At 62.5% G+C, this 24,110-nt stretch carries 22 protein-coding genes; 18 read left to right on the top strand and 4 right to left on the bottom strand.

Annotated elements, in window-relative coordinates:
- The 11 genes from ACYQ2T_RS01630 to lon all read left to right on the top strand — a co-directional run bounded on the left by ACYQ2T_RS01630 (position 1) and on the right by lon (position 11,239).
- A complete protein-coding gene (locus ACYQ2T_RS01630; protein WP_459897908.1) occupies positions 1-666 on the top strand; it encodes a riboflavin synthase in 666 nt (221 codons plus the stop codon).
- Positions 667-758: 92 nt separating this feature from the next.
- Positions 759-1,976 carry a bifunctional 3,4-dihydroxy-2-butanone-4-phosphate synthase/GTP cyclohydrolase II gene (locus ACYQ2T_RS01625; RefSeq protein ID WP_404845725.1) on the top strand — a complete coding sequence of 406 codons (1,218 nt, stop codon included), beginning with the start codon at positions 759-761 and terminating at the stop codon, positions 1,974-1,976.
- A gap of 63 nt (positions 1,977-2,039) precedes the next feature.
- Complete coding sequence (ribH, locus tag ACYQ2T_RS01620) at positions 2,040-2,510, top strand: 6,7-dimethyl-8-ribityllumazine synthase (protein ID WP_459897906.1); 471 nt, start codon at positions 2,040-2,042, stop codon at positions 2,508-2,510.
- Between the two features lie 3 nt (positions 2,511-2,513).
- Positions 2,514-2,981, top strand: coding sequence for a transcription antitermination factor NusB (gene nusB, locus ACYQ2T_RS01615; protein WP_459897904.1), 468 nt, complete (start codon positions 2,514-2,516; stop codon positions 2,979-2,981).
- The gene (locus ACYQ2T_RS01610; protein ID WP_459897902.1) at positions 2,959-3,501 is read left to right on the top strand and encodes a hypothetical protein; all 543 of its coding nucleotides are present in this window, start codon (positions 2,959-2,961) and stop codon (positions 3,499-3,501) included. Before nusB ends, ACYQ2T_RS01610 begins: the two co-directional genes overlap by 23 nt.
- Before the next feature lie 10 nt (positions 3,502-3,511).
- Positions 3,512-5,992, top strand: coding sequence for a leucine--tRNA ligase (gene leuS / locus ACYQ2T_RS01605; RefSeq protein WP_459897900.1), 2,481 nt, complete (start codon positions 3,512-3,514; stop codon positions 5,990-5,992).
- Complete coding sequence (gene lptE, locus ACYQ2T_RS01600; RefSeq protein ID WP_404845720.1) at positions 5,993-6,490, top strand: LPS assembly lipoprotein LptE; 498 nt, start codon at positions 5,993-5,995, stop codon at positions 6,488-6,490.
- Positions 6,491-6,575: 85 nt separating this feature from the next.
- Positions 6,576-7,577: a DNA polymerase III subunit delta gene (gene holA / locus ACYQ2T_RS01595; RefSeq protein WP_459897898.1), complete on the top strand. Its 1,002-nt coding sequence runs from the start codon at positions 6,576-6,578 to the stop codon at positions 7,575-7,577.
- Positions 7,578-7,677: 100 nt separating this feature from the next.
- Positions 7,678-8,355, top strand: coding sequence for a RadC family protein (radC, locus tag ACYQ2T_RS01590; RefSeq protein WP_404845718.1), 678 nt, complete (start codon positions 7,678-7,680; stop codon positions 8,353-8,355).
- A gap of 44 nt (positions 8,356-8,399) precedes the next feature.
- Positions 8,400-8,675, top strand: coding sequence for an acylphosphatase (locus ACYQ2T_RS01585; RefSeq protein ID WP_404845717.1), 276 nt, complete (start codon positions 8,400-8,402; stop codon positions 8,673-8,675).
- A gap of 134 nt (positions 8,676-8,809) precedes the next feature.
- A complete protein-coding gene (gene lon, locus ACYQ2T_RS01580; protein WP_459897895.1) occupies positions 8,810-11,239 on the top strand; it encodes an endopeptidase La in 2,430 nt (809 codons plus the stop codon).
- Positions 11,240-11,375: 136 nt separating this feature from the next.
- Here the strand turns inward: lon and ACYQ2T_RS01575 are convergent, their stop codons facing one another.
- Positions 11,376-11,642: a hypothetical protein gene (locus ACYQ2T_RS01575; RefSeq protein ID WP_459897893.1), complete on the bottom strand. Its 267-nt coding sequence runs from the start codon at positions 11,640-11,642 to the stop codon at positions 11,376-11,378.
- A 160-nt stretch (positions 11,643-11,802) separates the two neighbouring features.
- On the opposite strand from ACYQ2T_RS01575, the gene ACYQ2T_RS01570 reads away from it, so the two are divergent.
- A complete protein-coding gene (locus ACYQ2T_RS01570) occupies positions 11,803-14,049 on the top strand; it encodes a DUF3536 domain-containing protein (protein ID WP_459897891.1) in 2,247 nt (748 codons plus the stop codon).
- Between the two features lies 1 nt (position 14,050).
- On the opposite strand, the gene ACYQ2T_RS01565 is transcribed toward ACYQ2T_RS01570, so the two are convergent.
- Genes ACYQ2T_RS01565 through trmFO form a run of 3 tightly spaced genes read right to left on the bottom strand, consistent with a single transcriptional unit; the run spans position 14,051 to position 16,192 of the window.
- Entirely contained in the window at positions 14,051-14,266 is a 216-nt protein-coding gene (locus ACYQ2T_RS01565) for a SlyX family protein (RefSeq protein WP_404845713.1), read from the bottom strand.
- A 41-nt stretch (positions 14,267-14,307) separates the two neighbouring features.
- Positions 14,308-14,796, bottom strand: coding sequence for an EVE domain-containing protein (locus tag ACYQ2T_RS01560; RefSeq protein WP_459897889.1), 489 nt, complete (start codon positions 14,794-14,796; stop codon positions 14,308-14,310).
- A 40-nt stretch (positions 14,797-14,836) separates the two neighbouring features.
- Complete coding sequence (trmFO, locus tag ACYQ2T_RS01555; protein WP_459897887.1) at positions 14,837-16,192, bottom strand: methylenetetrahydrofolate--tRNA-(uracil(54)-C(5))-methyltransferase (FADH(2)-oxidizing) TrmFO; 1,356 nt, start codon at positions 16,190-16,192, stop codon at positions 14,837-14,839.
- Positions 16,193-16,422: 230 nt separating this feature from the next.
- Here trmFO and ACYQ2T_RS01550 point away from each other — a divergent pair, with 230 nt between their 5' ends.
- The 6 genes from ACYQ2T_RS01550 to ACYQ2T_RS01525 all read left to right on the top strand — a co-directional run bounded on the left by ACYQ2T_RS01550 (position 16,423) and on the right by ACYQ2T_RS01525 (position 23,984).
- Positions 16,423-17,385: an ABC transporter ATP-binding protein gene (locus tag ACYQ2T_RS01550; RefSeq protein ID WP_459897885.1), complete on the top strand. Its 963-nt coding sequence runs from the start codon at positions 16,423-16,425 to the stop codon at positions 17,383-17,385.
- A gap of 2 nt (positions 17,386-17,387) precedes the next feature.
- Positions 17,388-17,852, top strand: coding sequence for a hypothetical protein (locus ACYQ2T_RS01545; protein WP_459897883.1), 465 nt, complete (start codon positions 17,388-17,390; stop codon positions 17,850-17,852).
- Between the two features lie 211 nt (positions 17,853-18,063).
- Complete coding sequence (locus ACYQ2T_RS01540) at positions 18,064-18,933, top strand: universal stress protein (protein WP_459897881.1); 870 nt, start codon at positions 18,064-18,066, stop codon at positions 18,931-18,933.
- Entirely contained in the window at positions 18,930-20,465 is a 1,536-nt protein-coding gene (locus ACYQ2T_RS01535) for a BCCT family transporter (RefSeq protein WP_459897880.1), read from the top strand. The genes ACYQ2T_RS01540 and ACYQ2T_RS01535 overlap by 4 nt, the downstream gene beginning before the upstream one ends.
- Before the next feature lie 285 nt (positions 20,466-20,750).
- Positions 20,751-22,061: a Na+/H+ antiporter NhaC family protein gene (locus tag ACYQ2T_RS01530; protein ID WP_459897878.1), complete on the top strand. Its 1,311-nt coding sequence runs from the start codon at positions 20,751-20,753 to the stop codon at positions 22,059-22,061.
- A gap of 213 nt (positions 22,062-22,274) precedes the next feature.
- On the top strand, positions 22,275-23,984 hold the full coding sequence (locus ACYQ2T_RS01525; RefSeq protein WP_459897876.1) for a Na+/H+ antiporter NhaC family protein: 1,710 nt from the start codon (positions 22,275-22,277) through the stop codon (positions 23,982-23,984).
- Positions 23,985-24,110 lie beyond the last annotated feature (126 nt).

Here is a 24,110-nt window from a genome sequence, read left to right as displayed (position 1 = left end):
ATGTTTACCGGACTTGTCCAGACCACTGGAACCATCCGCTCCATCGAAGCGCGGGGCGGCGAATCGCGCCTTCGCGTTGAGATTCCCGCCGACTCGCTGCCCAACTTGGTCCTTGGCGAGAGCATTGCCGTCAACGGCGCATGCCTCACCGTGGAGACCTTTGGGCAGAACTGGTTTACGGCTTACGCTTCCGCCGAAACCCTCTCCCGCACCAATCTCGGCGACCTGACCACAGGCAGCATCGCCAATCTCGAACGCGCCCTCGCCCTCGGCGACCGGCTGGGCGGCCATCTCGTCAGCGGGCATGTGGATTGCCTTGCCAGCGTGTCGGCCGTCACCCCCGCAGGCCAGTCGCGCATCTACCGCCTCTCCTTCCCTTCGGAACATGGCGTCTACGTTATCGAAAAAGGCTCCGTGACCCTCGACGGCATCAGCCTGACGGTGAATGCCTGCGGCGCGGACTGGCTGGAAGTGAACATCATTCCTGAAACCCAGCGCGCCACAACCATTGCCAAATGGAAATCCGGCTATAGTGTCAACATGGAAACGGACTTGATAGGCAAGTACGTGCGTCGTATGGTCGCCCCCTGGACCGGCGATGACACGCCCCCGGATTCCGCTGACGGGGGCATCACAGAGGAATTCCTCCGCATGAACGGCTTTTAGCGACACCCACTACGGTGCCGCATGGCGTCCATGTGTGCCCGTCTGCCGAGACGCCACGGCGTCCCGCGATATATTCCAAAGAGGTAGGAACCATGCCCATTTGCACGGCTGAAGAAGCCATTGAAGAAATCCGAAAAGGCAAAATGATCATCCTCGTCGACGACGAGGACCGCGAGAATGAAGGCGACCTGACCATCGCCGCCGAATTTGCCACGCCCGAAGTCATCAACTTTATGGCCACCCATGGCCGCGGTCTCATCTGCCTGTCCATGGCCGAAGAGATGGTGGACCGTCTGGACCTGCCCATGATGACCCAGAAAAACGAGTCCGGCTTTGAGACGCCCTTCACGGTGTCCATCGAAGCCCGCCAAGGCGTGACCACCGGCATCTCCGCATATGACCGCTCCACCACCATCCTGACGGCCATCCGCGACGACGTCACCCCCGGCGACATCGTCACCCCCGGCCATGTCTTCCCCCTGCGCGCCAACCCCGGTGGGGTGCTGGTCCGCGCCGGGCAGACCGAAGGCAGTGTGGACCTCGCCCGCCTTGCCGGCCTCAAGCCCGCAGGTGTGATTTGCGAAATCATGCGCGAGGACGGCAACATGGCCCGCATGCCCGACCTCAAGGAATTCGCGAAAAAGCACGACCTCAAAATCGCCACCATCCGCGACCTCATCGAATACCGCATGAAGTTCGGCAACCTTGCCGTGGACCGCGTGGCCGAGGCCAAAATGCCCACCTGCTTCGGCGGGGAATTCCGCGCCGTGGCCTTCTACTCCGAAGTGGACAAGAAGGAGCATCTGGCACTGGTGAAGGGCGACATCGAACCTGGCGAGCCCGTGCTTGTGCGCGTGCACTCCGAGTGCCTCACCGGCGATACCCTCGGCTCCATGCGCTGCGACTGCGGCGGCCAGCTCCAAACGGCGATGAATATGATCGCCGAAGAGGGCAAGGGCGTGCTGCTGTACATGCGTCAGGAGGGCCGCGGCATTGGCCTGTGCAATAAAATCAAAGCCTACGCCCTGCAGGACGAAGGCTATGACACCGTCGAAGCCAACCAGAAGCTGGGCTTTAAGCCCGACCTTCGGGACTACGGCATCGGCGCGCAGATTCTGGTAAGCCTCGGCGTGACCAAGATGAAGCTCATGACCAACAACCCCAAAAAGATCGTGGGCCTTGAGGGCTACGGGCTTGAGGTTGTGGACCGTGTGCCCATCGAGATGAAGTCCTGCCAGTGGAACTACCACTATCTGGAGACCAAAAAGCAGAAGATGGGGCACATGCTCCATCTCGACGACGAGGAATAACGGCCGGTGGCCCCCCTGCGGGGCCACCCTCCATCATATTTTCCATTTCGCAAGGAGATGCACATGTACCACATCAAGACCATTGAAGGGCAGTATCAGGCACAGGGCCTCAAGTTCGCCATCGTCGCCAGCCGCTTCAACGACTTCATCGTGGACCGCCTCATCGGCGGCGCGGTGGACTACATCGGCCGCAACGGCGGATCCAAGGACGACCTGACCCTCGTCAAGGTGCCCGGCGCCTACGAGATGCCCCTCGTGGCCCGCAAGCTGGCGGCGTCCGGCAAGTACGACGGCGTGATCTGTCTTGGCGCTGTCATCCGCGGTGCAACGCCCCACTTTGACTACGTGTGCGCCGAGTGCGCCAAGGGCGTAGCTCAGGTCTCTCTGGAGACCAACGTGCCCATCGGCTTCGGCCTCCTGACCACCGATACCCTCGAACAGGCCATCGAACGTGCCGGCAGCAAAGCTGGCAACAAGGGCGTGGAAGCCGCTTCCGCCACCCTCGAGATGGTCCGCGTTCTGGAGCAGATTTAATCCATGTCCGATACCAAAAAAGGCAGCCGACGGGGTGGCCGTAGGCGCGCGTTTGAAGTCCTCTATAGCCTTAACTTCAATGAAGTGACGGCCATGGACCAGCTGGAACGCGCCTTCACCCTGGCCCCGGCGCCCTCTGAAGAAGCAGCCGAACGCAACGCGACCGGCAGGAAGGAATTTGCATGGGAACTCGTCTCCGGTGTCTGGAAGAATAAAGAAGACATCGACAAGCGCATTGGCGAGTATTCCCAGCACTGGAAGCTATCGCGGATTGCCCGGATCGAACTGACGATCCTGCGTCTGGCCATGTACGAAATGCTCTACCTTGCCGATGTACCCCTCAAGGTGGCCATCAACGAGGCTGTGGAGCTGGCCAAACGCTTCGGTGACGACAATTCCAAGAACTTCGTCAACGGCATCCTCGACGCCGTTGCCAAAGCTGTTGAAAATGGTCAACTTAGGGTTCATTAGGGACGCCAAACAGCGCCCTGCCGATACGCCGCGCGTCTACCTCAGGCGCGCGGGCGCATCGCTTCATGAGGCACGCCCAACCATCTGTGCATGGTCGGACCGCGCCACGCAGCGCTATGAGCTGTGCTGGGAGGTTCCGTCAAACGCTGGGCGCGTGGCCGAATGGAGCAAAAGCATGGCGGACTCCATCCGCGACCTTGGCTGGAACGAGTGGTGGCTGGACCCCGGGTCCTTTTCCACCGCCCTCGGCCACTCGGTCACGGATGCCCTTGTCCTTTGGGGCAAGGCCTTCTGGCCGCACTACACGGCGGACAGCGTCGTCTACATCAAGATAGGCGACACCATGCGCGAAACCGCTTACGAGAGCGTACGCGCATGGCAAAAGGCGTTCCCCCATGTTGTCTTTGACAGCAGCTACGACATCGACCTGCGGGAACGGCAAGAGGCCGAAGCCCGGCGCAACGCCACGTTGCCCGAGCGCATGGCCGGCCTGTTCACCCGCATCCGCGAAAGATTGTAAAGGAAATTCAATGGCTGACTACGCTCCGGAATCCATCGAGTCCAAATGGCAAAAGCTCTGGGCCGACGAGAACATCTTCAAGACCGACATCGACCACGACAAGCCGAAGTACTACTGCCTTGAGATGTTCCCCTACCCGTCCGGCCGCATCCATATGGGGCACGTGCGCAACTACTCCATCGGCGACGTGGTTGCCCGCTTCAAGCGCATGCAGGGCTTTAACGTGCTGCACCCCATGGGCTGGGACGCCTTTGGCCTGCCCGCTGAAAACGCGGCCATGAAGCACGGCACCCACCCCGCCAAGTGGACCTATGAGAACATCGCCACCATGCGCACCCAGCTGAAACGGCTGGGCTATTCCTACGACTGGGACCGCGAGGTGGCCACCTGTCATCCCAAGTACTACAAGTGGGAACAGCAGTTCTTCATCAAGCTGTTTGAAAAGGGCCTCGTCTACCGCAAAAAGGCGCCCGTCAACTGGTGCCCCACCTGCAACACCGTGCTCGCCAACGAGCAGGTGGAAGAAGGCCTGTGCTGGCGCTGCGACTCCGTGGTGGAAAACCGCGAGCTGTCCCAGTGGTTCCTCAAGATTACGGACTACGCCGACGAGCTGCTGGAATACCTGGAAAAGCTCCCCGGCTGGCCCGAGCGCGTCAAGACCATGCAGCGCAACTGGATCGGCAAGAGCTACGGCTCCGAGCTGGAGTTTGAGGTGGAGGGTCTGGAGGACCGCATCGCCGTGTTCACCACCCGCCCCGACACCCTGTACGGCTCCACGTTCATGAGCCTTGCCGCCGAGCATCCCATGGTGGAACAGCTCATCAAGGGCAAGCCCGAAGCGGACGCCGTGCGCGCCTTTGTGGAGAAGGTCCGCGGCATGGACAAAATCCACCGCGGCTCCGACGACCTTGAAAAGGAAGGCGTGTTCACCGGCGCGTACTGCGTAAATCCGGTCACCGGCAAGCGCGTGCCCATCTACGTGGCCAACTTCGTGCTCATGGACTACGGCACCGGCGCGGTTATGGCCGTGCCCGCCCACGACCAGCGCGACTTTGAGTTTGCCCGCAAGTACGACCTGCCCATGACCGTGGTCATCCAGCCCGAGGGCGAAACCCTCGACCCGGCCACCATGACCGAGGCGTACACCGAGCCCGGACTCCTCGTGAACTCCGAGCGCTTCGACGGCATGCCCAACGAGGACGCCAAGCTGGCCATTACCGATTACCTCGCGGAGACGGGCCGCGGCCGCAAGACCGTGAACTACCGCCTGCGCGACTGGAACATCTCGCGTCAGCGCTTCTGGGGCGCTCCCATCCCCATGATTTACTGCGACACCTGCGGCATTGTCCCCGTCCCCGAGGACCAGCTGCCCGTGACCCTGCCCGAGGACGTGCAGACGCGCCCCGACGGCCGCAGCCCGCTGCCCGAGACGCCCGAATTCTTCGACACCACCTGCCCCGTATGCGGCGGCAAGGCGCACCGCGAAACCGACACCATGGACACCTTCATGGAATCGTCGTGGTACTTCCTGCGCTACGCCAGCCCCCGCGACGACGAGCAGGGTCTGGACCGCGAAGCCGTCAAGTACTGGCTGCCCGTGGACCAGTACATCGGCGGCATTGAGCACGCCATTTTGCACCTGCTCTACTCGCGCTTCTACGTGAAGGCGCTGCGCGATGAACAGCTCATCGACATCGACGAGCCCTTTGACAACCTGCTCACACAGGGCATGGTGCTCCTTGATGGGTCCAAGATGTCCAAGTCCAAGGGCAACATCGTGGACCCCGACGAGATGATCGCCAAGTACGGCGCAGACACCGTGCGCCTGTTCTGCCTGTTTGCCGCGCCGCCGGAAAAGGATCTGGAATGGAGCGACACCGGCATTGAAGGCTCCGCCCGCTTTATCAAGCGCGTGTGGCGTCTGGTGGAAGACCTTGGCGGGTCCCTCTCCCCGGTTGGTCCCTGCGCCGCGCTGGACGTATCCGGCAAGGCCAAAGAGCTGCGCCGCAAGGAGCACGAGACCGTCAAGAAGGTCACCCACGACGTGGTGACGCACTTCCAGTTCAACACCGCCATCGCCGCTGTGATGGAGCTGGTGAACACCATGTACCAGCTCCGGGACGAGCTGGTCGGCACCGAAGAAGGCACGAAAGCGCTTTCCTCCGCCGTGAGCACCGCCCTGACCCTGCTCTCCCCGGTTGCCCCGCACGTGTGCGAGGAACTGTGGCAGCAGATGGGCTACACCACGCACCTTGCCGTCCAGCCTTGGCCCGAGCACGATGAAAAGGCACTGGCCCGCGACGAAGTCACCGTCGTGGTTCAGGTCAACGGCAAGCTCCGCGGCCGCCTGACGGTTTCCACCTCCGCCCCCAAGGACGAAGTGGAAAAGGCCGCCCTCGCCGAGCAAAACGTCGCCAAGCACATTGAGGGTAAAACCGTGCGCAAGGTGATTGTGGTGCCCGGTAAACTGGTCAACATTGTGGTGGGATAAATGCGATACCTGCGCGCGATTCTCCCGGCTGTTGTTCTGGCTCTCGTCCTTTCGGGCTGCGGCTACCGCCTGCCCGACGACGAGGCGCCCCTTGTGCTTGATGCCTCGCACCGCGCCCTGTGCATCCGCAGTGTGGAGAACCCCACGCTGAAACCGTGGCTGGAAAGCCTGCTCCGCGCCGAAGTGCGCGACGAACTGACCCGCCGCGGCAGCATCGTGTGGACGTCCGCCAAGGACGCCACGGCAGACATGCACATCACAGTCTCGTCCTTCCGTTCCGATGCGTCGCTGACGGACTCCGACGATGAAACCGTGAAATCCAGCGCCAACATCAACATGCAGGCACGAATCGTGAGCAGGGCCGATGGCTCGGAGCTGTGGAACTCCGGTACCGTCAGCGCCAGCCAGTCCTTCACCACCAACAGGGACGCCGCAGAGCGCCGGGTGGTCTCCTTGGCCGTCCGCCGCCTCGCAGACAGGCTGTCCCAGGCCTACTAGGCCCTATTGCCAGACGATACGAGCCGCACCGGCGCGCCTGCGCGCCGGTGCGGCTTCATGCATCAACGCCACGGTAAGGAGAACCATGTCCCGTCCCGGATTTTCATTCCTCATCTGCCCCGACGTCGAACTGCTGCGGCAGGAGATGGATCACCTCGTCGCCACCTACGGCGACGGCGCCACATGGGTGCGCCGCGTCTACTGGGCCGACGACGGCGACCTGCCCGGCTCGTTCTGGCAGGACCTGACAATCCCGGACCTCATGGGCACCTCGCGCCTTGTTATCATTCGGCGCGCCAACACCTTTCTGGTGGATACGTGGAACAAGCTGGAAACCGCCCTCGCCAGCGCGGGCAGCACCATCTGGCCCATCTTCTGCCTTGAGGGCGCTCTGGACAAAAAGGGCAGCCCCAAGGTCCCCAAGACGCTGACCAAGCAAAAATACTGGGCCGTGGCCGAAAAACGCGGCTGGGTCTGGTCGTCCCCCGGTCTGACGCGCCGCACCCTGCCGGACTTTGTCCGCAGCTACGCCAAGCGAAACGGTTTGGACATCGCTCCGGACGTCCTGCGCGCCCTGACCGACGCCCTGCCCACCGACGCCCTTGGCGCGCGCAGCGAACTGGACAAGCTGGCCCTTGCCGCCGGGGACGCAGGCACCGTCACGCGCGACCACCTCACCGTCATCGCCGCCGAGGCGGACATGGACGTTTTTGAATTCATCTCCATGCTCCAATCCGGCGCAACGCCCGAGCGCGTGTGGAAAAAAGTTTTCGACAACCGCATGGTCAGCTCGTCGGACAATATTTTGTTTTCCTTCCTTGCGCTGCTCCAGCGCGACGCACGCATCATGTGGGAGCTTGCCCACGGCGAAAAACCCTCCGCATGGGTACCCCAGTCCCGCCAGCGCGCCATGACCACCACGGCCAAGCGCCTTGGTCCTGCCCGCCTGTCCCGCATCTGGGACCTCACCATGGAGGCGGAATTCGGCATCAAGAGCGGCCAGCGCACGCCGGAACAGGCTTTTGAAGCCATTGTCGGCGGCCTGTACACAGTTTTTCAGGATGCAAAACCCGCCGGAATGCGATAAATCTTCCTTGAATCCGGCAGGATGCATTCACCGCCTCCACGCACGGCCACCCCAAAAAATCCGGGCGGCCCCCTTGCCCGCCTCGCGACGAAGACCTATTATGAGCGATAACCGGCATTATCTGGGCCACAGGCAACGCCTGCGAAACCGCCTGAAACACAACCCGCGCGAGCTGGCCGATTATGAAGTCCTGGAACTACTTCTCGGTCAGGTCATAGTCCGGCAGGATACAAAGCCCCTCGCCAAGGACCTCTTGTCGCGCTTTGGTTCCCTGTATGGTGTGTTTGCGGCCCGTCCCGCGGAATTGCGTCAGGTTAAGGGGTTTGGCCCCAAGCTGGAGGAGTTCTGGCACCTGTGGCGCGAAACGTGGGCCCGCATGGGGGAATCACGCGTGCGTGAACGCGAGGTGCTTGGCACCCCGCAGGCCGTGGCGCAAATGGCCATCTCCCGTCTGGGGCATGCCGTGAAGGAAGAGTTCTGGGTTGCCCTGCTCGACACGCGCAACAGGCTGCTGAGCTGGGAGCAACTCAGCCAAGGGACGGTGGACCAGTCTCCGGTCTACGTCCGCGAAGTGCTCTCCCTAGCGCTGGAACGCGAGGCGAGTTCCATTATCCTCATCCACAACCACCCGGGGGGAAACCTTCGGCCATCGGCGCAGGATGAGGAAGTGACCGCCCGCATTTGCCGCGCCGCGCGCGACCTTGGCATGCGTGTGCTTGACCACTTGGTCGTCAGCGGCGGCGAGTATTTCAGCTTCCAGTCCAGGGGGATGCTGTAGAACAGAATTTCCCCAGCGCGCCAACCTCAACCTAGGAGGCGGTCATGGTTCGAAGCCTTCAGTGCCTTATCACTGGAACGGTTCAAGGGGTCGCATTTCGAGTATGGACCCACGACCAGGCTCACAACCTTGGTGTTACCGGCTGGATTCGCAATCTTGCCGACGGCACCGTCGAGGTCTTGGCGCAAGGCGATGACGAAGCGGTGAATACGCTCAAGCGGCGGCTTTTGGCCGGCCCTTCGCTCGCTAAGGTTGAAAATGTGCAGTGCAAATGGATCGACTACGATACGGAACACGACGAGTTCCATATCCGGTCCTGACGCACCCTGCACCGACAGGATGCCTTTCGTCCGCAGCGGCGGACCAAAGAGCCTAGACAGACGCCGTGCATCTGCCCCCGGGCATGATGCCCCGCGCCGTCCGATTCGCACAACTGTACGCCAAAGGAATACTTATGACGGACGAGCTTCTCGACTCCCTTCTCGTCATCGCAGATAGTGACGACCCAGCGTCCGCCGGAACCATCACGGAGCTTCCCTCCGACGATGAACAGGCCACTGCGCCCGAAATTCCGGAAGAACTGCCCGTTCTGCCGGTCCGCGATATCGTGGTCTTTAATTACATGATCCTCCCGCTCTTTGTGGGCCGGGAAAAATCCGTGGCCGCCGTGGAAGCCGCACTGGCCGACAAGCGCCACATCCTCATTTTGTCCCAGCGCGACGAAAAGGTGGACGACCCCAGCGCCGAGGACCTGTACACCATCGGCACTGTGGGCATGATCATGCGTATGCTCAAAATGCCCGACGGCCGCCTCAAGGTGCTGGTGCAGGGCGTTTCGCGCGCACGGGTCAAGGACTTCACCGGCGACTCGCCCTACCACACCGCCACCGTGGAACTGATCAAGGACGAGGACACCACAGAACTCACCCCCACCACCGAGGCCATGATCCGCGCGGCCAAGGACCAGAGCGAAAAGCTCATGAGCCTGAAGGGCATCTCCTCGCAGGACATCATGGGCGTGCTCAACAGCGTGGACGAGCCCGGCCGCCTTGCCGACCTTATCGCGTCCAACCTGCGCCTGCGCGTGGAGGACGCCCAGTCCATCCTTGAAACCTTCGACCCCATCGAACGGCTGGAACTGATCAACACCCTGCTGGCCCGCGAAATCGAAGTGGCCTCCATGCAGGTGAAGATCCAGTCCATGGCGAAGGAAGGCATGGATAAGGCCCAGCGCGACTTCTTCCTGCGCGAACAGCTCAAGGCCATCCGCCGCGAACTTGGCGAAGCCGACGAGCAGAATGAAGAGCTGGAAGAAATCGCCACCGCGCTGGACAAGGCCAATCCGCCCAAAGACGTGCGCAAGGAAGCCGACAAACAGCTCAAGCGCCTCGCCAGCATGCACCCGGATTCCTCCGAGGCAACGGTCATCCGCACCTATCTGGACTGGATTTCCGAACTGCCGTGGAACAAGGCCTCGCGCGACAGGCTGGACATCCGCAAAGCGCAGAAAATTCTCAACGAGGACCACTACAATCTGGAGAAGGTCAAGGAGCGCATCCTTGAGTACCTCTCCGTGCGCAAGCTCAATCCCAAGATGAAGGGACCGATTCTGTGCTTTGTGGGCCCTCCGGGCGTTGGCAAGACCTCCCTTGGGCGGTCCATTGCGCGCGCCCTTGGCCGCAAGTTTCTGCGCATCTCCCTTGGCGGCATGCGTGACGAGGCCGAAATCCGCGGCCACCGCCGCACCTACATCGGCGCCATGCCCGGCCGCATCATTCAGGGCCTCAAGCAGGTGGGCACCAACAACCCGGTGTTCATGATGGACGAAATCGACAAGCTGGGCGCGGACTTCCGCGGCGACCCGTCGTCGGCCCTTCTTGAGGTGCTGGACCCCGAGCAGAACAACTCCTTCTCGGACCACTACCTCAACGTGCCCTTTGACCTGTCCAAAATCATGTTCATCTGCACGGCCAACACGCTGGACACCGTTCCCGCCGCGCTGCTTGACCGCATGGAGACCATCCGCATCCCCGGCTACACGGAGCATGAAAAGGTCAAAATCGCGCGCCGCTACCTGCTGCCGCGTCAAGCCGAGGACAACGGCATCAAGCTGAAGGAAATGCAGATTTCCGATGCCGTCATCGGCCAGACCGTGCGCGAGTACACCCGCGAGGCCGGCCTGCGTAATCTGGAGCGCCAAATCGGCTCCATTTGCCGCAAACTGGCGCGCAGAAAGGCCGAGGGCGACAAGGGCCCCTACAGGGTCACGCCCAAGGTGCTGGAAAAGTTCCTTGGCCCCGCGTACTACCGCGACGATGAGATGGAAAAGACCCTGCCCCCCGGTGTGGCCCTTGGCCTTGCCTGGACGCCCTTTGGCGGCGAAATCCTCCATATTGAGGTGACGCCCATGAAGGGCAAGGGCAAGCTCACCCTCACCGGCAAGCTGGGCGATGTGATGAAGGAATCCGCACAGGCGGCCCTGTCCTACGCCCGCAGCCGCGCCGACGTCTTTGGTCTGGACCCCGAGTTCACGGAAAACGTGGACCTGCACGTCCATGTGCCCGCAGGCGCAACGCCCAAGGATGGCCCCTCGGCTGGCGTCACGCTGGTGACCGCCGTCATTTCCGCACTCACGGACACCCCGGTGTGCGCCGATGTCTGCATGACGGGTGAAATCTCCCTGCGCGGACGCGTGCTGCCCGTTGGCGGCATCAAGGAAAAAATCCTCGCCGCCGTGGGCAACGGCATGCGGCAGGTCTTCATCCCCAAGCAGAACGAGCGCGACCTTGTGGACGTGCCCGCCGAACTGCGCCGCAAGATTACGGTGACGCCCGTTGAGCTCATCGACGAAATCTGGCCGCAGGTCTGCGTGAAGAAGGACTAGCGTCCTCCACAGCCCACGGGCTGCCATCACACACAACGAAAGGCCCGCATCATCTGGCGATGATGCGGGCCTTTTTTGTCCGCGGCGGCAGGGCGCAGTGCCTACCGCCGCGCCTTTTGCGGTGTTGTGCGGCCCTTTATTCCAAAAGGCCAAGCTCTGCGGCGTGGTCCACCAGTTCCACCACGGCGCGGTCGCCGTCAAGGAACAGGTCGATAATATCGGCATCCTGCTGCGGTGCCAGCCGCGTTGCCACGAAATTACGGATGCCCAGCGCGATGGTCATCTCCACCATCTCCGGGAATTCCTTGCCCTCGGTTACATGCTCGAAAAGCGCCCCCTCGAAGCAGTCGAGCAACTCTTCATGCGACAGCGCCTCAAGCTCGGCGCGTTCATCGTGTGCCATAACGTGTCTCCTTGTGCCTGCGCACCTGCGTTGTGCCGCCCTCTGTACATATCACCAGCCCGTCTGTCTACAACTTGGACTATCGCATGCGCGGCGGAATCTGTTAAAACCAGACGAGGGACCACCACCAAGCGCCGCACTCCGGCAAACCATGGGGGATATGATGGAGAAGCACCTTTGCATTCACGGTCACTTCTACCAGCCACCGCGCGAGGACCCGTGGCTGCGCACCGTCCTTCCCGAGGGCAGCGCCGCCCCGGGCCTCAACTGGAACGAACGCATCGCCCGCGAAAGCTACGCCCCCCTCGCCTGGGCGCGCCTGCTTGACGACAAGGGGCGCATCGCCCGCATCGTCAACGTGTATGAATACCTCAGCTTCAACTTTGGGCCAACGCTCTTCTCGTGGATGGAAAAGAGCGACCCCGAAACCTACCACCGCATTCTGGATGCGGACAAGGCCTCGCGCTCGCGCCTTGGTTTCGGCAACGCCCTCGGCCAGATATGCCACCACGTCATCATGCCCCTTGCCAGCGACGAGGACAAGAAAATCGAAACCGCATGGGCCATGCAGGACTTTGAGGCGCGCTTCGGCCGCCAGCCCGACGGCATGTGGCTGTCCGAAACCGCCGTGGACAGCGCCTCCCTTGAGGCCCTTGCCGAGGCGGGCATCGCCTTTACCATTCTGGCCCCGCGCCAAGCCGCCGCCACCGCCCCCACAGGCCGCGACGACTGGCACAATGTGGACGAAGGCGGACTGGACATCACACAGCCCTACCTTGTGGAACTGCCCTCCGGGCGCACCATCAGCGTCTTTTTCTACCACGGCGCACTCTCGCAGGCCGTGGCTTTTGAGGAGCTGCTGCGCGACGGCGGCGCGTTCTGGTCCCGCGTGAAAGACGCCACCCTGCCGGGACTTTTGTCGCTGGCAACGGACGGCGAAACCTACGGGCACCACTTCACCTTTGGCGAAATGGCGCTGGCCTATATGCTCATGCAGGCCGAGGACGCCCCGGACCTGTCGCTGACCAACTACGCGGCCTACCTTGCCGCGCATCCGCCCACCCACCGCGTGCGCCTGCACGAGCCGTCCTCGTGGAGCTGCGCCCATGGCGTAGAGCGCTGGAAGGCGGACTGCGGCTGCAACACGGGCGGGCATCCGCACTGGACCCAGCGCTGGCGCGATCCCTTGCGCCGCGCGCAGGACCACGCCCGCAGCGCCGTGCATAAGCACTTCACCGCCACGGCCCAGCGCTATTTCCCGCAGCCCGCAGACGCCCTGTTGGCCTACGGCTCGGTGCGCTTGGGCGGCGCAGACCCCGAGGCCTTCCGCGCCTCGCACTTCTCCGCAAACCTCTCGGACGAGGACGCCACCACCGCGTGGGACCTGCTGGAGATGGAGCAATGGTCGCTGGCCTCCATGGCCAGTTGCGCGTGGTTCTTTGACGACCTTGACCGCATTGAACCCCTTGGGGCCATGACCTACACCCGCCGCGCACTGGAACTCGCCAGCGACACCGGGCTGGATACCACGGCCGTTGCGCGGGACTATCAGGCCATCCTCGCCGAAGCCGTCGCCAACCAGCCGCCCCAGTCCTCGGGGCGGGAGCTGTACATCCAGCGCGTGCGCCCAAAAAGCGAAACGCCCCAGAGCCTCATTGCGCAGGGGCTTGTCATCCTATGGGCGCGCGGCCTGCGCCACAATATGCCGCAGGAGACGCGCATGGGCTGGCCCGGAGCCAGCATCGACTTTGCCTTTGAGAGCGTCCCCGGGAGCGGTACGCTTCAGGGCACGGCCACCATCCACCGGGGACGCGGACGCGACCAGCGCTACACATGGACATGGCAGCGCTCCACCACGGAAAACCCGCTGGAGAGCAGCGTCACAGTGCACTTTGAGGACGGGGAAGCCAGCTTCCTCCCGCGCGACCTGCCGTGGAACAAGCGACAAGCCATCGCCCTTGAATGGGCCGCGGCCAGCGAGGAAGCTGTGTGGAACCGGCAACTGGTGGGAGTGCAGTCAGGCCTGCATCTCATCCAGCCGTGGACGGAATCGCAGGCCACGCAAAATATGGCATGGCACTGGGGGCGCTTTTGGGCGCCGCTGGCATGGACCGCAGCCATAGAGCCAAGCGCCCCGGAAAACCTCATGGACTTTTTGCAGGCCCAGCCCGCAGGTCAGCCCGAGCGCGCGGCGTTTTCGCACCGCATCATTACCGAGGTACTGCGCCTTATGGACGACAAAGCGCCGGAGGACACCATTGTCGGCATCATCCAGCGCGCGGTGGAGCTTGATCCGGAGCTGGACCTGTGGTCCGTCCAGAACAGCGTATGGAACCAGAGCGCCCGGTACGCGGCCTCGGAGTCGCTTGTGGAGCTCCTTGGCTTTGCACCGGGCGCTGTAGCATAACCTAGTAATGGGGCGGGGGCGGATCGTCGGACAGGCCGTTTCCGGACTGCACGTCCAGTGCGGCCAGCTTGCCAGCCATAAGGTCCAGACGCCGCTCAAGGCGGTCGATCTGCTTCTGCTGGTCCGTGATGACGTCGTTCAAGTCGTCGATGACCTTCAGGTTCAGGGCCACGTCACTTTCCAGTCTGATCACCCGATCTTCCATAGTCTTCGGCATGGCACCCTCCTTTGTATGGCGCGGGCGCGGCGAAAGCCGCGCTACGCGTCGTGTTCCGGGGAGCGCTCCCCGGCGTGGTCCAATATGATCCGGAACTCCTCGGGGCGTACGGGCTGGACGGACAGCCGGGAGCCTTTCCGGAGCAGTTCCATGTTCTCAAGTCCCGCCACCGTGCGCAAGTACTTCAGGGGCAAAGGCACGTCGAATATGCGTTCAAGGCGAATGTCCACCATAAACCACAGCGGCCTGTCCGGCGTGCTACGGCTGTCGTAGTAGCGGCTTTCCGGGTCCCAGGCGGTGTGGTCGGGGTAGGACTCGCGTACCACCTCGGCAACGCCCACCACGCCCGGATTCTTCACGCTGTGATAAAACAGCACCTTATCCCCCACGCGCATATCGTCGCGCATGAAGTTCCGGGCCTGATAATTCCGCACCCCGTCCCAGCTTGTTATCTGGTCAGCTTCCGCCGCAAGGTCGTCGATGGAATAGGCTCCGGGTTCCGTCTTCATCAGCCAATACTGCGTGGACATGGTGGCTCCTTGTCGTATGTGGCGGTGGTGGTCCGCCCTGCTATGCGTCGGTGTCCGGGGCCTTTGGGGCGTCTGGGGCGTCCTGCCCGCGCCATGCGGCCCAGCTTTTCTCGGCGCGCTGGGCGTAGAGTTCTTTGCGGCGCTTTTTGCCCGCGCGCACATTAAGCGGCGGCATCAGGCCAAACTGCACATTGGAGGGCTGAAAGTCCTTGCTCTCCTCCTGCAAGTGCCCAAGGAGCGCGCCAAGAGCGGTATCGCGCGGGGGCAGGGTCACCTCGCCACCCGTCAGGCGCGCGGCAAGGTGCATGCCCAGCCACAGGCCGCACGCGGCGGACTCCACATAGCCCTCGACGCCCGTAATCTGCCCCGCAAGGTACACGTTCTCGCGCGTTTTCAGGCGCAGGTTCGGGGTCAGGGCGTGGGGGGCATTCACGTAGGTGTTGCGGTGGATGCTGCCCATGCGCTCAAACTCGGCGTTCTCCAGCCCCGGAATCATCCGGAACACGCGCTTCTGCTCGGGGTAGGTGAGCTTGGTCTGAAAGCCCACCATATTGAAGCGGGTCTTTTCCTTGTTCTCGGCGCGCAGCTGCACCACGGCAAAGGGGCGCTCCCCGGTGCGCGGGTCCGTGAGGCCTACGGGCTTGAGCGGGCCAAAGGTCAGGGTCTGCGGGCCGCGCTCGGCCATGGCTTCCACGGGCAGGCACCCCTCGAAGTGGATTTCCGTCTCAAAGTCATGGGGCTTCACTTTATCCGCCGCCAGAAGCTCGTTGTACAGGGTCATGTACTCGTCTTCGGTCATGGGGCAGTTGAGGTAGTCGTCATCCTCGGGCCGCCAGCGCGAACCCCAAAAGGCCTTGTCCATGTCCACGGAGTCGGCGGCGATGATGGGGGCGATGGCATCATAGAAATACAGGCGCTCCTCGCCAACGGCGCTGGCAAGGCTGGCGGCAAGGCCGTCGCTGGCCAGCGGACCGGCGGAGACCACCACGACCTCGTAGTCCGCAAGTTCCGGCGCGTCGATGCTGGCAATCTCGCGGCGCTCCACGGTGAGCAGCTCGTGCCCTTCAATGCGCTCGGTGATGGCTTTGGAAAAGCGCTCGCGGTCCACGGCAAGGGCCTTGCCTGCGGGCACGCAGGTGTCGTCCGCGGTTTCCAGCACCAGACTGCCCGCGTCGCGCATTTCGCGCTTGAGCTGGCCCACGGCGGTGGTCGGCTCGTCACTGCGCAGGGAGTTGGAGCACACCAGCTCCGCCAGCCCCGGCTCCACATGCGCCGGAGAATACTTTTCGGGCTTCATCTCGAATATCACGCACGGCACACCGGCGCAGGCAAGGCGCCACGCGCATTCACATCCGGCCAGTCCGCCGCCGATGATGGCTACTCTTGGTTTGCTCACACTGTCCTCGTATATGTTTGTACGGCCCCGCCCTGCGGAACGCCGCCTTCATGTCATGCATGGCGCGCCATGCGCCCTTGTCTTGTCCGAGAATAGGCACGGACGCGCCCCGGGGCAAGCCCCCACGCACTCCGCGCCAGCCACGCACGTTGACAATTCTTCCTCCCGCGCCGCACAATGCAGCTTGGCAACGGTATCTTTCACAATTCCCACCACGAGGCAAACTTTTCATGCACCTGCTCAGCATCCGGGGCCTGCAAACCTCCTTTGACACCGCACAGGGCACCGCGCACGCCGTGGACGCCGTAGACCTTGACGTTGCGCGCGGCGAAACCGTGGCCGTCGTCGGCGAATCCGGCTGTGGCAAAACCATGCTCGCCCTGTCCGTTCTGCGGCTGGTGCCGTCGCCCCCCGGACGCATCGCCGCCGGCAGCATCCACTTTGACGGCACGGACCTGCTGGCCCTGCCCGAGGAGCGCATGCGCGCCATACGCGGCAACGACATCTCCATGATTTTTCAGGAACCCATGACCAGCCTGAACCCGGTTTTCCGAGTGGGGGAACAGATTGCCGAGGCCGTGCGCCTGCACCAGCATCTGGACGCCAAGGCCGCCATGGACGCCGCCGTGGACGCCCTGCATCAGGTGGGCATCCCAGAACCAGTGCGCCGCGCCCGCAGCTATCCGCACGAGATGAGCGGCGGCATGCGCCAGCGTGTGGTCATTGCCATGGCCCTTGCCTGCGACCCGCGCCTCGTCCTTGCCGATGAGCCGACAACAGCCCTCGACGTCACCATTCAGGCCCAGATTCTGGACCTGATGCTGGACCTGAAAAAACGACGCGATGCGGCCATTGTGTTCATCACCCACGATCTTGGCGTGGTGGCCCAAACCTGCTCGCGCGTGGCCGTGATGTACGCCGGGAAAATCGTCGAAGAATCCCCGGTGCGCGAGCTGTACCGCGAGCCGCTGCATCCCTACACCATGGGCCTTATGCGCTCGGTGCCGCGCATTGACGCCACAGAGCGGCTGGTCCCCATCTCCGGTATTGTCCCCAGCCTGTACGATTTGCCTCCGGGGTGCCATTTTTCCCCGCGCTGTCCCCACGCCTTTGACCGCTGCCGCGCGGAGCACCCGCCCCTTCTCGATATGGGACAGGGCCGCCGCGTGCGCTGCTGGCTGCACGGTGGCTGACCGTGTCGCTGCTTGCCGTGGACCTTGGCATCCGCACGGGGCTTGCCTTCTATGACGCGAGCGGGCGCCTCATCTGGTACCGCTCGCACAACTTCGGCTCCCACACCCGCCTGCGGCGCGGCGCGCCCGGCATCCTGCACCGCTGCGAAGGCCTCACCGACATCGCCCTTGAGGGCGGCGGTTCCATTGCCGACATCTGGAGCAAACAGGCCCAGCGCCAAGGCCTTGCCGTCACCATGCTGGCCGCCGAAACGTGGCGCGCGGACTTTCTGCGCCCAAGCCTGATGCGCAACGCCAAACAGGCCAAACTCGCCGCGGGCACCCTCGCCCGCGCTGTCATCGACCACTTTGGGGCCAAGCGCCCGACCTCCCTGCGCCACGACGCCGCCGAAGCCATCCTCGTTGGGCTGTGGGCCGTCCACCATCTGGGCTGGCTGCCCGCCCTGCCCGGCGCCCTGCGCCGCTAGCCTCCATGCGCTCCCGCCCGCTGCATTTGCGTGCGGCGCGCTCTGATGATAGGCAGTATATCTGTAGCCGTGCATCATTCCACCACTGCGAAACAGTGGTGTCGCATTCATGACAAACTACAAAATACGCGCCATGATAAATTCCATCGCATAAAGCACGCCCGGCAACAACACGGCGCCACGCGAACACAACAGACCCAAGGAGCCAAGAGTGCTGCACAAAGCGGCGGTCAAAACAAGTCTGAACGAGCCACGCCGAAAACTGCTTGAGATGATTGCCCAGCTCAAGCACTTCGGCACCACGCACGTCCACCTCGTGCACATCCGCACCCGTTCCAGCTACCGCGACCGGGAATCGGCAGAGGAGCAAATGGAGCGGCTGGTGCCTGCCATCGAAAAAATGGGGCTGGCGGTGGACTACTCCATCCGCAACGGCCACGCGCCAACGGAAATCATCCGCGTGGCGGAAGAGGCAGGCGCGGCGTACATCGCCATCCTGTGGGAGCCCAAGGCCCTGCTGCGCCAAGCCCTGCTGGGCAGCATTGACTCGGACATCCTGCGCCTGAGCAATCTGCCGACGTTCCTCTACAAGCCTTCCCTCATCGGCGAATCCCCCAAAATTGAGCGCGTAATGTACGCCACCGACCTGCAGCACACCGACGCCACGGTGATGCCCTACCTGCGCGACAGCCGCTTCCGCGCGCATACGCTCTATCTGCTGCATGTTGGGCACCGCGCCCCGGACCCGGAGACGGAACAGCAACGGCGTGAAACCCTGCGCGCCGGTCTCCAGCGCCTTGCGGCCGAATGCGCCCACGCCTACGACACGCTGGAGGTTATTGAATCCATCGGCATGGTGACCAAGACCATCGTCAAGCAGGCGCGCGCCAAGGGCGCAAACCTCATCGTGGTGGGCAAGTCCGATGACCCCGACGCAATGACGCGCATCGTGGGGTCCACGGCGGAGATGCTCCTGCACAAGGCCCCGTGCAGCGTCTTCATCATTCCGAACCTGTGCGTTCTGCCGGACCAGCACCCGGTGACGCGCCAGATTGCCAAGGAAGAAGGATCCTCAGCGTGAGACACGACAAAAACACTGTTTTCAGCATATCCCTGCTTATCGTCCTTATCCTCGTGCTTGTGGGCATTGTTGCGCCGGAGCGCCTTGATGGGTGGACCGCGGTCATGCACACCAGCATCATCACCCACTTTGGCTGGACATATCTGCTCTCGGCCTTTTTATTTCTGGCGTTTTGCATATTTATGGCATTCAGCCGGTACGGCGACATCAAGCTGGGGCACGACCACGAAAAGCCGCGCTTTTCCTACTTTGGCTGGTTCAGCATGCTCTTTGCCGCGGGCATGGGCATTGGCCTCATCTTCTGGGGCGTGGCCGAACCCATGAGCCACTACCTGAACCCGCCGGCCTACATTGACGACGCCTCGCCCGAGGCCGCTAAGTTCGCCATGCGCTACAGCTTTTTCCACTGGGGCGTGCACCCGTGGGCCATCTATATCGTCATGAGCATGTCCATCGCCTACTTTTCCTTCCGGCGCGGCATGCGCCCGCTGCTCTCCAGCTGCTTCTACCCGCTACTGGGCAAGCGCATCTTCGGCCCTGCGGGCTACACCATCGACATCCTCGCCGTCTTCGCCACGGTGTTCGGTATTGTGACCTCGCTGGGCCTTGGCGCTATGCAGATTAATACCGGCCTTGCCAGCGTCTTGCCCTTCAAGGCCACGTTCACCAGTACCCTCGCCATCATCGGCGTGGTGACGGTGCTGTTTATCATCTCCAGCATGACCGGGCTGGACAAGGGCATCCAACTGCTCAGCAAGGCCAACGTCATGCTGGCTATCACCATCCTCGCCTTTATGCTGGTGGTCGGCCCCAGCACCATGATTATGAACATCTTCATCAGCACGCTGGCGGACTATGCCTCGTCGCTGTTCACCATGAGCCTGTCCACCAACCCCTTCCGCGGGCTGGAGTGGACCCAGAGTTGGACGCTGTTCTACTGGGCGTGGTGGATTTCCTGGTCGCCCTTTGTGGGGCTGTTTGTGGCGTCCATCTCGCGCGGGCGAACCATCCGCGAGTTCGTCACCGGCGCGCTTCTGGTGCCCACCCTGCTGACCTTTGTGTGGTTCAGCGTCTTTGGCGGCGCGGCCTTTGAACTGGAACTGCATCAGGGCGCGGGCATTGCCGCCGCCGTGGCCGAGGACGTGTCCACCGGCCTATTCCAGCTCTACGCCCATTACCCGCTCAGCGGCGTGCTCACGGTGCTGACCATTGTTCTGCTGGTGGTGTTCTTTATCACCTCCGCGGACTCCGCCACCTTCGTGCTGGCCATGATGACCTCCGGCGGACAGGACAATCCGCCCACCAGCAAAAAGATTATCTGGGGCCTGACGGTCTCGGCCACGGCCAGCGTACTGCTTTTTACAGGCGGGCTTGAGGGCTTGCAGCGCATGGCTATTGCAGCGGCGCTGCCGTTCTCGGCCATTATGCTCCTCCTGTGCCTGTGCCTGCTCTCGGGCCTGCGCTACGAGTTCCGCTACGAGCGAAACAAGGCGCCACTGCCCGGCACGGACGTGGAGCGCGACGCCAGTTAACGCGGCAACGGAAAACCGAGCAAAACACAGCGCGCCGGATGGCAAGACCCATTGCATCCGGCGCGCTTTTGCATCCACGGCCCGCATTTGCCCGCACGGCCCGGCAGAAATGCACTACGCCCGCACCTCGCGGCTGCCGACAGTGCCAACGCGCTTTCTGCAACGGAGCGCACTTGCATTTTACAGATTCTCGGCGTACTCATGTCGTCTTTTGGGTCTTGACACAGCAATTTTCACGTTTAGCCCCCGCGCACGCGGGGTCTGCATCAAGGGAAGGTTTTTCCAATGAATTCAGGCAAGGGGAATGCGCTGGCGCTGCTACCGCTGGCGGTATTTCTGGTCATCTTTATCGGTACCGGGGCCTGGTTGACCATTTCGGGTACGGAGATGGCCTTCTATCAGGTGTCTGCGACGGTGGCCATTTTACCGGCCATTGTTCTCGCGGTCCTGTTGGCTCGGGAAAAGACGTCCGAAAGTATCGGTACATTCATCGAAGGCGCAGGCGAGTACAGCATCGTCACCATGTGCATGATCTACCTGCTTGCGGGTGCCTTCGCCTCCGTCGCCAGCGCTGTTGGCGGCGTTGAGTCCACGGTGAATCTTGGTCTTTCCATCGTTCCGGCTACCATGGTTCTGCCCGGTCTTTTCGTTATTGGCGCGTTTATCTCAACCGCCATGGGCACATCCATGGGAACCATTGCGGCCGTAGCACCCATCGCCGTTGGCGTGGCCGCCAAAACAGACATCTCCCTTGCTATGCTGATGGGCGCCGTTGTCGGCGGCGCCATGTTCGGCGACAACCTTTCCATGATATCCGACACCACCATCGCCGCCACCCGCACACAGGGCTGCAACATGCAGGACAAGTTCAAGATGAACTTCCTCATCGCCCTGCCCGCCGCCATCATCAGCGTTATCATCTTCGCTGTGCTTGGCGTGAGCGGCCACGTGCACTCCGAGGGCAGCTATGAGCTCGTCAAGGTCCTGCCCTACATTGCGGTGCTTGGCCTTGCGCTGAGCGGCATGAACGTCTTTATCGTCCTGTCCGTTGGCATTGCGTTGGCTGGCGGTGTGGGCCTCCTGTACATGGACGCCTACTCCCTGCTGCAGCTGTCCAAGGACATTTACAGCGGCTTTACCGGCATGCATGAGATTCTTGTGCTGTCGCTGATGATTGGCGGCCTGAGCGCGCTCATCAAAAAGGGTGGCGGCATTACGGCCATCTTGAACTTTATCGAGCGCCTGACCAAGGGCAGCCGCAGCAAGCGCGCCGGAGAGCTGTCCATCAGCGCTCTGGTCTCCCTTGTGAACTGCTGCACCGCCAACAACACCGTGGCCATCATCGTCACTGGCGGTGTCGCCAAGGAAATCGCCACCAAGACGGACCTTGACGTGCGCCGCAGCGCCAGCCTTCTCGACATCTTCTCCTGCGTGATTCAGGGGCTTATTCCCTACAGCGCGCAGATCCTCCTCGCCGGCTCCATTGCCGCCATCTCTCCCCTCGATATCGTGGGGAACATGTACTACTGCTTCATTCTCGCAGCAGCAGCCGTGCTGAGCATCCTGCTCGGCTTTCCCAAATCTCGAAAACGGTAGCCGAAAGGCTATGCGTACTGCGCCGCGTCTGACACGCGCGGCGCCCGCAAAGAAGAGCCAGCCGATCAGCGTGGTCCGGAGTACCCCTCCGGGCCGCGCTTTTGGGCTATTGCCCCGTGGTGTTTGCACAATGGTTTCATTATGACCGCGCACATACGCGCACAGCACGCTCAAGAGCTTAAGAGAGGTTCATTTCCAATGGGACAAAGACTGATGCACAGGATTCCCACCGTCATGGCGCTGGCCGTGGCACTTGTCACACTGCTTTCCGGATACGCCTTCGCCGCTGACGCCAGCCTCGGCCCGGTCAACGCGAAATACTACGGGGCGTGGACGCTTATCCCCCCGTTTGTCGCCATCGTGTTGGCCTTCATGACGAAGAACGTCATCTTCTCCCTGTTCATTGGCGTCTTTTCCGGCTGTTTTATGCTGGAGAGCAAGGGATTTAACATCTACAACGGCATCGTTCATGGCTTCCTGCGCCTGTCCAACGAGATTCTTGCCTCGCTGGCGGACCCGTGGAACGCGGGCATCGTCCTGCAGTGCCTTGCCATCGGCGGCATGATTGCCGTTGTGTCCAAAATGGGCGGCGCCAAGGCCATTGCCGAGGCCCTCGCCCGCCGCGCCAACTCCCCGCGCAGCTCGCAGTTAGTGACGTGGATTCTTGGCATCCTCATCTTCTTTGACGACTACGCCAACTCCCTGACCGTTGGCCCCATCATGCGTCCGGTTACGGACAAGATGAAGGTCTCGCGCGAGAAGCTGGCCTTTATCATCGACGCCACCGCCGCGCCCATCGCGGGCATTGCGCTTATCTCCACCTGGGTCGCCTACGAGATTGGTCTCATCCGCGACGGCTTCCAGGCCGTTGGCATTGAAGCCAACGCCTACGGCGCGTTTGTGGAGACCATCCCCTACCGCTTCTACAATATCTTCATCCTGTGCTTCATCATCGCCACCATCTTTCTGCTGCGCGAGTTTGGTCCCATGCGCAAGGCCGAGATGCGCGCCCGCACATCCGGCAAGGTGCTCGGCGACGACGCCAAGCCCATGGTTGCCGATGAAGCTACCGGACTGGAGCCCGACCCCAACATTACGCCCAGCATCTGGTACGCCATCATTCCCATTGGCACGCTTATCGTGGCGGCCTTCCTTGGCTTCTACTTCAACGGCCGCGATGTCATCATGGCCGGCGGCGACGCCGCAGTCATCGCCATGGTGAAGGAGTCGCCCCTGTCCTTCCGCGTGATTCAGGAATGCTTTGGCGCATCCGACGCCTCTGTGGTGCTCTTCCAGGCGGCGCTTATTGCGGGCATTCTTGCCGTGCTTATTGGCATCTGCCGGGGCATCCTGAAGCTGGAACAGGCCGTGTCCATTTGGGTGCAGGGCGTGAAGTCGCTGAACATCACCGCCGTTATCCTGCTGCTGGCGTGGTCGCTGTCCGCCATCATTAAGGAGCTGGGCACCGCCACCTACCTTGTGCAGGTGCTGTCGGACGCCATTCCGGCGTTTTTGCTCTCGTCCATCATCTTCATCTTGGGGTCGTTCATCTCCTTTGCCACGGGCACGTCCTACGGCACCATGGGCATTCTGATGCCGCTGGCCATTCCGCTGGCCTACGCCATCAACCCCGAACACAGCTACGTCATCATGAACATTGGCGCGGTGCTGACCGGCGCCATCTTCGGCGACCACTGCTCCCCCATCTCGGACACCACCATCCTGTCCTCCATGGGTTCGGCGTGCGACCATCTGGACCACGTCAGAACGCAGATTGTCTACGCGCTTTCCGTCGCCACCGTGACCATCCTCTTTGGCTACATCCCGGCTGGCCTTGGCCTGCCTATCGAGATCGTGCTGCCTGCCGGCCTTGTCGCCATCGTTGTGTTGGTGCGGGTGGCTGGTAAACGGGTCGAAGCCTAATCACCCCCGCAAACACCACAGGCTCTTTGGCCACCCCTTCGGGGGTGGCCTTTTTTGTGGGCGGCGCACATTGGCCCGCCTTATGCATTTCACCCCCTTAAGCCGCCACAGCGGCAACTTTTACCA

The sequence above is a fragment of the Desulfobaculum senezii genome (genome assembly GCF_054657395.1).
This window is presented reverse-complemented; position numbering and strand designations above follow the sequence as displayed.